This is a genomic window from Cryobacterium sp. CG_9.6, from assembly GCF_029893365.1.
In the GTDB taxonomy this organism is placed as follows: Bacteria; Actinomycetota; Actinomycetes; order Actinomycetales; family Microbacteriaceae; genus Cryobacterium.
In genome coordinates this window covers 2505022-2517419 of record NZ_JARXUZ010000001.1, presented here as the reverse complement: position 1 = coordinate 2517419, position 12398 = coordinate 2505022, and the positions used below count along the sequence as shown (strand labels likewise).

Below are 12398 nucleotides of genomic sequence, written 5' to 3'. Positions count from 1 at the left end.
TGGAATCCAACCACGATTCAGGCCGGGCTGGTGGGCTAACTTGTGATGGCGGTGTTCGATCCGGATTTGAGTGCGGCCAGACGGGCATCCACTTCGGAAAGCTCACCGAGGTCTTCGAGACTCTCAAACTGGGCATCCAGGCTTGATGCGGCGAGTTCGCTCGCGCCGCGAACACGGGCCTCTTCGCGCCGGATCTTGTCTTCGAACCGGCTGACCTCGCTGGTCGGATCGAGCAGATCAATGCTCTTCACGGCGTCCATGACCTGCTTCTGGGCGGCAGCAGTCTTGGACCTCGCCACCAGCTCGTCACGCTTGGAGGCCAGCTGCTTGAGCTTCTCCTTCATGGCGTTGAGGCCGTTTTTCAGCTGTTCGACAACGGCGGTCTGGGCTTCGATCTGCGGTTCGGCCTGCTTCGCCTCTTTCTCGGCTGAGAGCTGGCGGCCGAGAGCCACTTTGGCGAGGTTATCGAATTTGTCGCCACCCACCGGGTCGCCCGCGGTGCGCAGCTGGTCGGCCTTACGGCTCGCGGCGAGAGCTTTGTTACCCCACTCACGCGCGGCTTCAACATCTTCGCGGTAGTCGTCTTCGAGGAGGCGGAGGTTGCCGATGGTTTCGGCGATCGCACTTTCGGCCTCGGTGATGCTGCTCGTGAAGTCTCGAACCATCTGGTCCAGCATGAGCTTTGGGTCCTCGGCCGAGTCCAGAAGGGAATTGATATTGGCCTTGGCGAGCTGAGAAATGCGGCCAAAGATGGACTGTTTCACCACGTCGTGGTCCTTTCGAAAGCAGGTAGAGGTCGAATTGTGTGGGCAGCTGTCGTGGCGAGCATACGACGTGCCTACCGGTCAGTCTAGGAAGTGGGTCTGAACGGGTGCTGGAACTCTTCTTGGCACCTGCGCGTCAGGTTGCCCTGTGTTACGCGGGCATTCGCGACGGTTCCGGTCCGCATCCAGAATGGAAACACAGCAGGAAACCCAATTGGATGCGGAGGCCACCATGACGAAACAGTTCACGACACACATGCGGTCCGACGCACACCGGTCGGAGAGAAATGACGCTGCGCCGCGACTGTTTGTGATCGAGGTCACGGCCAACCGTCCCGACCGTCCCGACTATCACGCCAAGGTGCAGGTGCTAAATGGACGTGTTGTTGATGATGGTTTCTCGGCCGGTTGGCACGTGACCCGCATTGCTGCCGCGGACACCACACCGGCGCAGCTGCTTCACGCCACCCGGGACGCTGATGCGATCGTGATCCTGGGCGGCGAAGACATCACCCCCAGCTTCTATGGCGCGGCGGCTGGTTACGAGGGGGAAACCCGCCACTTTTCTGCGGCTGACGAGGGCCAGATCGCACTTGTTCGACGCGCGCTTGAGGAAAACACTCCGCTTCTGGGTATTTGCCGTGGCCTGCAGATCATCAATGTGGCTCTCGGCGGCACCATCGTGCAGCACATTGAAGATGGAATCCACAAGAACGTCAATGTGCCGGTCGATCAGATCCTTTCGACCCACGGCGTGACACTCACGGCAGCGAGCGGTCTCGCGCGCGGACTTGGCGACACACAGATTCTCGTGCAGAGTGCACACCACCAGAGCGTGGGCGAGCTTGGAGCCGGTCTTGTACCCGTGGCTGTAGCTCCCGACGGGCTCATTGAGGCGCTCGAACACGAGAGCGCCCCCATCACCGGAGTGCAGTGGCACCCGGAGGCACCCGACTCTCCAGTCGAGCAGCTGCCGCTTTTGCTTGCCTCACTTCGCAGCCGCATCGCAGTTGTTCTTCCGAACCGCGAGCTCGTCGCCGCCTAAAGAGCGTGGGCCGCGGTGCTCTTCCGACCGTGCTCTTCCTACCGTCCTCCTCAACCGGTGGTGAACACCACATCAACCCAGTAGTTGCTGTTTTGGTAGCTTGAGGTGGGGAATCCGCCGGTGCCGTAGCGGTAGAGGCCGTTGGGTCCGTCGGTTCCGGATGCGAGTCCGTGTAGCGGGGGGCTGTCGGCGGCGGAGGTGAAGTAGTTGCTGTCTGCGGAGTAGAACCCGTTGGGTGCGTAGTAGGAGACGACGTAGGTGGTGTTGGCGTTGATGGCTACGGGCGTGGCGAGGGTGGCTTGTTGCCAGCCTGAGGCGGTTTCTCCGGTGAAGGTGACGGTGGAGAGTTGTGTTCCGGTGGCGGACCAGAGGGTTCCGGTGTGGGTTCCGGTGTTCTTGCTTCCCTTGTAGAAGCGGATGCCGGTGACGGTGCCGGCCACGTCGGAGCGGAATTTCATGCCGAGCACCACGGCGGAGGAGTCGTTGGCGGTGATGGTGGTGGGGGTGCTGGTGGAGGCGAAGACGGTGCAGGGACAGGTTGGTGGAACGGTGGCGGCGGCGGTGGTGAATGTCCAGGAGTATGGGGACATGGCCTGTCCGGCAGTGTTGGTGGCGCCACTGACCGTGGCTGTGTAGCTGGTGGCGTTGGTCAGTGCCGCTGACGGGGTGAACGTTGTCGTGTTGGTGCCGGCGGTGTACGTGGTGGTTCCGGTGACGGCGCTTCCGCCGGTTCTGGTGAGGGCGAATGCCACCGTGGACGCGGTTACCGATTGGTTCAGGGTCGCAGTGAGTGCTGCGGTCGGTGATACGGCGGTGGCCCCGGATGTGGGTGTTGTCGACACGACGGTGGGCGGTGTTGGTGTCGAAACGCCGGTGGTGAACACCACATCAACCCAGTAGTTCTGGGCACGGAATGTACTGGTGGGAAAGCTGCTCGTGGACCCGTAGGAGTACATTCCATTCGGCGCACCCGGCAGGCTCCGCGGCGCTTGCAGGGGAGGACTATCAACCCACCCACCCGCGGGAATCGGTGCAGGGTTCGGGTAGAGATACCCGTTTGTTTGGGAATAGCGACCCGAAGGCGCGAAGTACGACACCACGTACACGGTGTTGGCGAGTATCGCTACGGGGCTTGCAAACGTGACCGTTTGCCAGCCAGACGCGCTTTCCCCGGAGAAGATCGCCGTGGCTAGTCGAGTTCCGCTCGCCGACCACAGGCTTCCCGAATGTGTTCCGGTGTTGGCGGCAGCCTTGTAGAAGCGCACACCCGTCACCTGGCCCGCCGTCGTGGAGGTGAATTTGAGGCCCAGCTCCACGCTTCCCGGGTCTCCCGAGTCCACGGTACTCGGCACAACATTGGTTCCCCAGATTGAACAGGGGCAGGGTACGCTCACGCTGGCCCCGGCAGCGGGGGTTTCCTTGTTTCCGCTGTCGTCAACGGCGCGTGTCTGCACCGTGGTGGTCGGGCTCCCGTGCACGATCCACGTGTAGGACCAATTTGCTGTGCCTGTCGTCGGGTGCCAAGTGGTTCCTGAGTCGGTCGAGATCTCGACGCCGGCAACGACGCCTCCGCCGGTATCGCTCGCGGTACCAGAAATGGTGAGCGAGGTTCCGTCCGCAATGGTTTGCCCGTTCAGTCCCGAGGTGATCCTGGACGTGGGCGCTGTCTTGTCCGTTGACGGGGTTGCGGCGGTGAGCCCAGACTGAAGGCTGGCGGGTTGTGCACCCATATCGGCGAAGATATTGATCGTTGCCTGCTGCATGTTGACGTCGGCGGGCCTGCGGGTCGTATAGCCATCCAGTCCGTAGGACCACTGAATGGTGCCGGCACCGAACACGAGCGCGCCGCTATCTGCGCGGTACATGGTGAGGTTGTGGGTCAGCGTCGCTGGCGCAACGGTCGAACCATAGTCCGAGAATGCTTCCGGCACCGAAACGGTGGTGGAGGAGAGCTTGAACAGGCCAGCCGGTCGGAATCCGTTATCGGAGTCGACGTCCCACTCGTAGCCGAGGGTATTGAGACCAGAACCCAGCGTCAGCGACTGTGTGCCGGTGAGAGTCGCTGCCGCTGTGTTTCGCCATATTCTCATCGAGGCATATGCCGCGGGTACCCGGATGTCCGCCGAACCACTATTGACACGAAAATACTGACCAGTCAGTGCGTTCTCCGGGTTACCTCCCCCTGTCGCGGTGCCAAAACGTGGGTCACGCCACGTACCAGTCCAAGTCACGGGGTCGGTGGGAGCGTCGAATTGGGTGTCCTCGTAGCTCACGAGCGTGCGGTTGGCCGTGGAGGTCCCCGCATAGCTGGGTTCCCACCTCGTCTTCCAGAAGATCTCATTTCCGCTGAAGAAGGCAAGGTTCACTCCCGCATTGCGTGCTGCCTCCACGTTGCTGCGCTGTGGGCCCGACCAGTATTCGTCATGGCCGGTCGAGACAAACACGCGGTGGTTGCGCAGGAGATCGCCCCGGATCGACGTGTCAAGGCCGCTTTGGTAGGTGAGGTCGTACCCATTCGCCTCCAGGAAGCGGATCATCGGGTATTCGGCGTCCATCAGCTGGTTTGGCCCTTGGCTACCGGGACTGAACGGCCGGTTGTATGACACTGCGAACGCGGCCTTGTAGGAGCGGGGCTCCCCGGGAGGGCAGGCCACGCTGCACGTGTAGAGACTATTGCCGCCGTAGCTGTTGTAGGCCTGCCAGGTGGTGTCGGACGTCTGAAATACCACCGCGTTTGTGCTCGCGTCATTGCGCACGACGAACGGAATGTTGCTTGCACCGCCCGTGTCCGTGCGCACCAGGTGAGCGATGTACACCCCCGACACGGCATCGGCTGGCACGGCCCATGACGCTGACGCACTCCAGTTACCGCAATCGATCAGCCCGGTGGCGGAGAACGTGAGGCAAGCCGGTTGGGACTGCGGAAGGGTCGCGGTGGGGAGCATCCCTGAAACGATCGTGCGGGCTCCGTTGCCCTGGTAGTAGCCCAGTCGCAGGATATCGATGCGGTACGATCGAGCCGGTGTGAGTATTTTGAAGGTCTGGGTCTGACCGACGTTGACGCTCATGGACGTGGCGTAACCCTGAATACTCGCGTCACCATTTCCTGACACATCCCAGTTGCCGGCGGGTGTTCCCGGGAGTTCGTTCTCGCATGCCGTGGCATTCCCACACGCTGCCGTGGCAGCAAGTGCTGTCTCCATTTGCGCAGGCGCGATGGCAATTGCAAGGAGGGCGGCGACGGTGAAGAGTCCGAGCGCTTTGTACCTGAGGGATTGACGACTGATAAAGCGACGGCGCTTGAAGGGTGGGCTGGTGGTTGCGGCTCCGAGCATTGGTTCTCCAACGACACAGGGGTGGCAGCCTTCCGATGTGGCCCGATCCGCAGCGTAAGGAGTTATCTGAGTTCTCACCCACAGTAGAGCGACTCGGTCCCGGTGACTAGTCCCCAGCTGTATCGTCGATGCCCCGTTTGCTTCCGCTCAGGCCGCCCGGGGCATCCGCTACTTGTCCACCATGGCGAATTCCCCGGTCTGGACCCTCTGGCGGTAACCGAAGATCTCTTTTCTAATCACTCGTGCCATGAAGTAGAGGCCGATGACATTGGGGATGGCCATAGCGAAGATCATTGCATCGGAGAAGGCGATGACCGGGCCGAGCGACAGAGACGCTCCGATCACCGTGAAGACACAGAACGCGATCTTGAAGCCGAGCTCGGCGCGGCGGCTGTCCTTAAACAGATACCCCGTGGCCTTCATGCCGTAGTAGGACCACGAGATCATGGTGGAGAACGCGAAGAGCACCACGGCAACGGCCAGCAGAATGGGGAACCAGGGTGCCACCGTTTCGAAGGCGGCCGAGGTGGTTTCGACGCCGGCTGCGCTGTCCGGGTCACGCCACGTGCCGGTGATGACAATGGCAAGCGCGGTCATGGTGCAAATGACAACGGTGTCGATGAAGGGTTCCAGCAGGGCCACAAAACCCTCCGTGGCCGGTTCCTTGGTCTTGACCGCGGAGTGTGCGATGGAGGCTGAGCCGACGCCGGCTTCATTCGAGAATGCAGCACGCTGAAACCCCTGGATGAGGACTCCGACGAATCCGCCGGTAATGCCTTCGGGGTTGAAGGCTCCGGCGAAGATCTGACTGATTGCATCGGGGATGGCCGTGAAGTTGGTGAAGATCACCGCGAGGCAGCCGATGATGTACAGCGCCGCCATGACGGGCACGATCTTCTCGGTGACCTTGGCGATGGACTTGATGCCGCCAATGATGACTGCGGCCACGGCGAGGGCGAAGACAAGACCAATCACGAAGCGCCAGTTGCCGAGCGGGCCGTCAGCGCCACCCGTGACGTTGATGATCTGGCTCGTGGCCTGGTTGGCCTGGAACATGTTTCCGCCGCCGATGGCACCACCGATGCAGAACAGTGCGAAGAGTACGGCGAGAAAACGACCCAGCTTACGGCGGCCGAGGGCGGCCATGCCATCGCGGAGGTAGTACATGGGGCCACCAGAGACGGAACCGTCGGGGCGCTCGATGCGATACTTCACGCCCAGGGTGCACTCGGCCATCTTGGTGCTCATGCTGAGGAATCCAACGAGGATCATCCAGAAGGTGGCACCGGGACCACCGATGGAGACCGCAACGGCCACTCCGGCAATGTTGCCGAGGCCGACCGTGCCGGAGATTGCCGTGGTGAGTGCCTGAAAGTGTGACACTTCGCCGGCATCCGCTGGTTCGGAATAGCGTCCGCGCACCAGATCAATGGCGTGCTTCACACCCCGAACGTTTTGGAACTTGAGGTAGATGGTGAAGAAGAGAGCCGCGAGGACGAGCCACATCACAATGATGGGAATCTCCATGTAGGCGAGGGACTCGGGGTCACCGATTTTGATCGAGTAAAAGATGATGCCGCTGATGAAGTCGGCAATGGGCGTGAAGGCAGCGCTAATTGCGCTGTCAATGCTCGTGCGCATCACGGGACCACCGTCACCGGGGTAGTGGAGACCTGAATGAGGCGCACCGGGGTGCTCCCGAAGAGAACCTGCTTGAGTCGGGAGTCTCCGGTGCGGCCTACAATAATCTGGGACGCCAGCGCCCGCGCGGCGATCTTCACGAGCTGGTCAGCAGGACTTCCGTGCACCACGGTTGAGGTGGGGGTGATCGAAAACTCCTGAGCCACGGCGAGGGCCGGCTGAATGATCTGCAGTTCGGCGGCGGCAATCTCCTGCGCCTTGTTGGCGGAGCGATGCTCATTCTCGGACGGGCTACTGAATGAGTACGGCGACCAGGGAATCACGTGCACAATATGCACCGTTGCTCCCGATTCGTCGGCCAGCTGACAGGCAAATGCCACGGCTCGCTTGCTTGATTCGCTGCGATCGATACCTACGAGTAAAGACGTCATCGTTTCCCCTTCGGCGGTTGTGTCGTCGGGCCGACAGAACCTCGTGTGACGTAACCCTAAGCGCAGTGAGGCCCAGACCCCAATTAGGGGTCTGCTGCTGTCGTCGGTGAGGTGGCTTGTTGCTCCACGAGTGAGAGACCAACCGACGTGATGATCGCCTCTCGCTGCCCACCCGAATGCACGATGTGGGAACCGTGCACGGTGAGCTGGCTGGCGTGGCAGCGAAGTGCGGCGGCGACCGTGGCGTGGTGCTGGTCAAGGTCAAACCACTCCGCTGCTCGGGTGCGGTCGGGCACAATCTCGGCAAACGGAACGTCTGTGGCGCGCGCTGCGGTGCGGGTGACCCGGTGCATGCGCACATGATCGGGATGCCCGTAGCCGCCGCCATCGTCGTAGCTGATCACAAGCGACGGGCGCAGGTGGATCAGAAGGGCCGACAGGTCGGCCGTTACCTCGGAAAGGGGAGCCCGAACCAGGGCAGTATCGTCACTGTCGAGGGCAGGTCCGGCGAGGCCCGGCCGAATCCACGTCATGCCCGAGTCTTGGTAGCGTCTGGGTGCCAGTCCCGTGGCTCGGGCCGGCGCTTCGCCGAGCCAGAACCTCTCATTGAGACCGAGGGCTCGTGTCGCGCCGTCCAGTTCATGTTCGCGTTCGCGGCTTAGGGCATCTGTTCCTTCCAGTGCAGAGAGTGGTCCCGCAACGACCTCGCCACGCTCGCCGCGGGTGGCGGTGAGGAGGAACACTCGAATGCCGCGTGCCACGAGTTCGGCTATCAGTGCCCCGGTGGTAATGGTCTCGTCATCCGGGTGTGCGTGCACGAGCAAAACCGACGTGACGGTGTCGAGAATGCTCATGCGATGGCGAGCTCGTGTCGACATCCGGAGCCGGGAACGACGAGGGAGCGGTAGACGGCGAGCAGTTTCTGAGCCGATCGGGGCCAGTTCAGGTGTTCGGCGCGCTCGCGTGCGGCCACGGACAGCTGCTGGGCAAATTCGTGGTCGGAGAGCACCTGGCTCAGGTACGTGGCCCACACCAGTGGATCCCTCGATTCGAGAACGACGCCGGTTGTGCCGTGAATCACGGCTTCACGCAGTCCACCGGATGCCGCGGCCACGACGGGAACGCCGCTCGCGGCTGCTTCAAGGGCTACGAGTCCGTAGGTCTCGGAGTGCGAGGGTACGAGTACGACTCGGGCCTCGCGAAACAGCACGGCGAGCTTCGCGCGGTTCTGGGGGCCGACAAAGCGCACGATGTTTTCGATGCCGTGCCGCGCGGCCAGTGCGCGTAGTTCGTCGACATATCCGTCAAAGTCACTTGAGGCGTCGCCGGCGATGATCAGGTCGGGGCGAATCGGCTCGGGAATGGCAGCTATGGCTTCAATCGCGAGGTCGAGTCCTTTGAGAGGCTGCAGGCGTGCAGCAACGAGGGCATAGCCGCGGCCAGAGCGGGTGAGGTGTTTCGCCGGGCGGAAGAGAGCGCTGTCAACGCCGGGTGGCACGATCTCAATGCGTGCTGCCGAGCCGCCGAGCCGTCGCAGGACGGTTTCGGCTTCGGCTTCGCTGATGGCGACGATGGCATCAGATTCTCGTGCTAACCAGGCTTCCCCGGCCATCCTTCCGGGTGATTCCGGTCGTTCGCCGGCCGAGAGCGGGGTCGACTCCTCGGCGGCAATGCTGTGGAAGCTCTGCACATGGGGTGTTGACAGTTCGCGGGCGAGGGGAAGGGCTGCCATACCGGAGAACCAGTGATGGGAGTGGATGACGTCGTAGGGACCCAGGGTCGACATGCGTTGACGAAAGGCGTCGATGAAGTCTTCGTGGTCACCTTTAGGTACCGGGGCTGCGGGGCCGGCGTCGAGAAAGCGAAGCGTCACTCGGGGGTGCAGCTGAACCTTGCGGGCTATTTCGGGGGAGGAACGCCGGGTGAGGATCTCCACGGTGTGTCCGGCGGCAGCCAGCGCCTCCGCCTGGTTGCGCACCACCACGTTCATGCCGCCAGCGTCACCGGATCCTGGCTCGGCGCCCGGAGAGGTGTGCAGGGACACGAGCGCAATGTGGAGGGATGTCGATACGGAGGGCACCATGAAATCTTAACGCAAGCAGGCTCGCATCCGCCCGGGATAGCAGCCGGCTGGCCAGCCGACCACGTTCTGTCGGAAACCACAGAATATTTCGGGGGAATCACAGACTGGGGTAGACAGAGCGTTTTTAAGGCCATGATCGATCTACTACTACCGGCAAATTGGGCCCGGTAGACGCTATTGATACTGGAGTGAAAACCATGATCACAGGTACGTCAGTCAATACAGGTAAGTCAACAAAGCTTGGCCGGATCAGATCCGGTGCGCTCGCCGCGCTGGCGGTCGGGGCTCTATGTCTGACCGGGGGGCTCGTTTCGGCCGGGGCGGCGAACGCGGCAACCGGTGCAGACTCAGCGGATGTGACGCGCTGGGTTGTTCCCCAGTTCCAGGAGGGTGGTGCAAGCTACTGGACACCCGAACGGATGAGGGCGGCAATTCCGGGTGATGTCCTCGTGTCCGACAACGTCGCATCCGCTCGTGCAACGGACGTGCGGGTTGGTCCACAGAAGTCCGTCGCCAAGCAGAAGGCAGTTCCGCAGGCTGCACCCACGGCTGCGCAGGCCACGACGATTTCCAACATCGGCAAGGTCTTCTTCACTCTGGGCGGCGCCAACTACGTGTGTTCCGGTAACGCCATTGCGGCGGCCAATGAGTCCACGGTCGTGACAGCCGGTCACTGCGTGAATGAGGGACCCGGCGCGTTCGCCACCAAGTTCACCTTCGTTCCGGCGTACGACAATGGTGCGGCACCGTTTGGTCAGTGGAGCGCCACAGAGCTCTATGCTCCGACGCAGTGGGCGTCGGGCGGCGACATCACCTACGACACCGGTTTTGCCGTTGTTGCGTCTCCCACCGGAACGAGCCTGAGTGACACCGTCGGGGCATCGGGTGCGTCGTTCAACAACAGTCGTGGACTCACCTACTCGGCCTACGGTTACCCGGCTGCAGCGCCGTTCAACGGCGAGACGCTGGAATCCTGCTATGGCACGGCGACCGATGACCCGTACGCCCAGTCTGAGTCGCAGGGCATTCCCTGCAACATGACGGGTGGTTCGTCAGGTGGACCCTGGTTTATTGGAAGTGGTTCGACCGGTCTGCAGAACTCCGTGAACAGCTTTGGCTACAGCAACATTCAGAACACCATGTTCGGGCCATACTGGGGTTCAGTGATAGCGAACACCTATGCAGCAGCCGCCGCCTAAGCCAGATCCGCAGGACGCACCAGACGGTGTGGCTCGGCAGCGCCTGAGCAGTGATTCTCCAGACTGGACCGAGGAGCAGATGCGTGCGGCTCGGCCGCGCGAGATTCGCCTCAATCCTGATGGCACTCGTGCCGCGGACACCCCTTTAGAGGACGAATAGCGTGAGGCGGGATCGGTGGACATCTTGTGTCCCCGGTCCCGCTTGGTGTCGTTCTGGTGGGTATCGTGGAGGACATGATGTATTCGGTTCGCGCTCTTGGCGCTCTCGACTTGCCACAGGTGCTCACGCTCAACAACGAGGCGGTGCCGGCCGTCAATGAGCTTGATGCCGATGCGCTGGCTGCACTGGTGGCATCCGCTGCCCATTCGGTTGTTGTCACATCCACTGCTGACCCGGCCACCGTGCTGGGTTTTGTGATTGGTTTTGCTCCCCGTGCCGAGTATGCCAGCGAGAACTACCGTTGGTTCGGGGCCAGGTCGAACGATTTTCTCTACGTGGACCGTATTGTGGTGGCACCGACGGCGCGAAGCGGCGGCCTTGGTCAGGTGTTGTACGGCTCGGTGTTCGAGGCGGCGCGGAAAGCTCAGGCAGCCGAGGTGTTCTGTGAGGTCAATACCTTTCCGCCCAACCCGCGGTCGCTCGCTTTTCACTCCCGTCTCGGGTTCACGACCATTGGCGAGCAGTCGACAAAGGGCGACACGGTTGTTGTTGCCCTTCTCGCGGCGCCCGTGTGACAGCGACCGGTTCAGGCGCGGGTTGACTCGCGCACGATGAGCGAGAACGGCACCATAAAGTCGCGTGGTGCGATGGGTTCATCGCGTGCCTCGATGCGCTCGAGGAGCATCTCGACGGCGCGGGCCGCAATTTGTTCCCGTCCGGGACTGATGGTGGTGAGTGCCGGTAAGGAGTAGCGCGACTCGTCGAGATCATCGAAGCCTACGACGCAGACGTCGTCGGGAATGCGGATTCCGGCCTGGCCGAGCACGCGAATGGCTCCGAGGGCGAGCGAATCGTTGAACGCAACGATGCCGTCAAACATGACGCCTTCGTCGAGCATCGTCCGGGTGGCGGCCGCTCCATGAAACCGGGTCCACGTCTCGGCCGTACGCAGCAGAGTGTCGTCGAGCGGAATCCCGGCGTCCACCAACGCCTGCTGGTAGCCGAGTAATCGCAGACTCGCGGTGCCAGACACATCCCCTGGCCGCGTACCGAGGGCTGCGATTCGGGTGCACCCGCGCTCGATAAGGTGCGTGGTGGCTGCACGCACGGCGTCGGTGTTGCGCATGGTCACATGGTCGGCAGGCTGGTTGGCATCGCGTCGTCCCGTGGCGGAGGCGACCTGGGCGTAGAGACCGGCATCTTCGCGGCCGGGTCCCAGTGAGCTGAAGAGCACACCGTCCACGAGCTGCGTCTTGGCTGCACGCTCGGGATGGTCACCGTCTCGGGGGTTGGACTGTTCGATCAGCACGGAGATTCCATGATGGTCCGCCACGTCGATCACGGCCTCGGCCAGTTCAGCGAAGTAGGGGTTTCGCAGGGTGGGAATGATGAGGCCAATGACGCCCGTGCGTCCGGTTCGGAGATTGCGGGCGTTGAGGTTGGGTCGGTAATTGACTTTGGCGATTGCTTCCAGCACGCGCCGCTTGGTTTCGGGTCGAACGTGCGGATAGTCGTGGATCACATTGGACACAGTCTTGATGGAGACGTCGGCGATTTTGGCCACGTCAGACAGTGTTGCGGCCATGGGATCCTCACGGGTTGGTAACGAATGGACGCTCTAGCGTTCTACAGCGTTGTAATAATCCGAATTCTAGCTCTGAATCCAAGAAATGTGAGTGGGATGTGTGGATTAACTCGACAGCGAGTGCTAGTTTTCTACAACGTTGTAAAACAGCAGTC

Annotated in this window: 10 protein-coding genes; 3 read left to right on the top strand and 7 right to left on the bottom strand. The window is 62.1% G+C overall.

Annotated elements, in window-relative coordinates; all coding sequences use genetic code 11:
• Positions 1 to 35: 35 nt before the first annotated feature.
• A complete protein-coding gene (locus H4V99_RS11610) occupies positions 36 to 767 on the bottom strand; it encodes a PspA/IM30 family protein (RefSeq protein WP_280678435.1) in 732 nt (243 codons plus the stop codon).
• A gap of 229 nt (positions 768 to 996) precedes the next feature.
• Between H4V99_RS11610 and H4V99_RS11605 the strand changes: the two genes are divergently transcribed.
• Entirely contained in the window at positions 997 to 1809 is an 813-nt protein-coding gene (locus H4V99_RS11605) for a gamma-glutamyl-gamma-aminobutyrate hydrolase family protein (protein WP_280678433.1), read from the top strand.
• A gap of 50 nt (positions 1810 to 1859) precedes the next feature.
• On the opposite strand, the gene H4V99_RS11600 is transcribed toward H4V99_RS11605, so the two are convergent.
• From H4V99_RS11600 to H4V99_RS11580, 5 genes are all read right to left on the bottom strand, one after another.
• Positions 1860 to 5144: a DUF4082 domain-containing protein gene (locus tag H4V99_RS11600; protein ID WP_280678431.1), complete on the bottom strand. Its 3285-nt coding sequence runs from the start codon at positions 5142 to 5144 to the stop codon at positions 1860 to 1862.
• A gap of 168 nt (positions 5145 to 5312) precedes the next feature.
• Positions 5313 to 6785 carry an alanine/glycine:cation symporter family protein gene (locus H4V99_RS11595; RefSeq protein ID WP_280678428.1) on the bottom strand — a complete coding sequence of 491 codons (1473 nt, stop codon included), beginning with the start codon at positions 6783 to 6785 and terminating at the stop codon, positions 5313 to 5315.
• The gene (locus H4V99_RS11590; RefSeq protein WP_280678426.1) at positions 6785 to 7216 is read right to left on the bottom strand and encodes a universal stress protein; all 432 of its coding nucleotides are present in this window, start codon (positions 7214 to 7216) and stop codon (positions 6785 to 6787) included. The genes H4V99_RS11595 and H4V99_RS11590 overlap by 1 nt, the downstream gene beginning before the upstream one ends.
• A gap of 83 nt (positions 7217 to 7299) precedes the next feature.
• On the bottom strand, positions 7300 to 8070 hold the full coding sequence (locus H4V99_RS11585) for a PIG-L family deacetylase (protein ID WP_280678424.1): 771 nt from the start codon (positions 8068 to 8070) through the stop codon (positions 7300 to 7302).
• Positions 8067 to 9299, bottom strand: coding sequence for a glycosyltransferase (locus tag H4V99_RS11580; protein WP_280678422.1), 1233 nt, complete (start codon positions 9297 to 9299; stop codon positions 8067 to 8069). The genes H4V99_RS11585 and H4V99_RS11580 overlap by 4 nt, the downstream gene beginning before the upstream one ends.
• A 197-nt stretch (positions 9300 to 9496) precedes the next feature.
• Here H4V99_RS11580 and H4V99_RS11575 point away from each other — a divergent pair, with 197 nt between their 5' ends.
• Positions 9497 to 10498, top strand: coding sequence for a hypothetical protein (locus H4V99_RS11575; RefSeq protein WP_280678420.1), 1002 nt, complete (start codon positions 9497 to 9499; stop codon positions 10496 to 10498).
• A 186-nt stretch (positions 10499 to 10684) separates the two neighbouring features.
• Positions 10685 to 11233, top strand: coding sequence for a GNAT family N-acetyltransferase (locus H4V99_RS11570; RefSeq protein ID WP_280678418.1), 549 nt, complete (start codon positions 10685 to 10687; stop codon positions 11231 to 11233).
• A gap of 11 nt (positions 11234 to 11244) precedes the next feature.
• On the opposite strand, the gene H4V99_RS11565 is transcribed toward H4V99_RS11570, so the two are convergent.
• On the bottom strand, positions 11245 to 12243 hold the full coding sequence (locus H4V99_RS11565; RefSeq protein WP_280678416.1) for a LacI family DNA-binding transcriptional regulator: 999 nt from the start codon (positions 12241 to 12243) through the stop codon (positions 11245 to 11247).
• Positions 12244 to 12398: the final 155 nt, after the last annotated feature.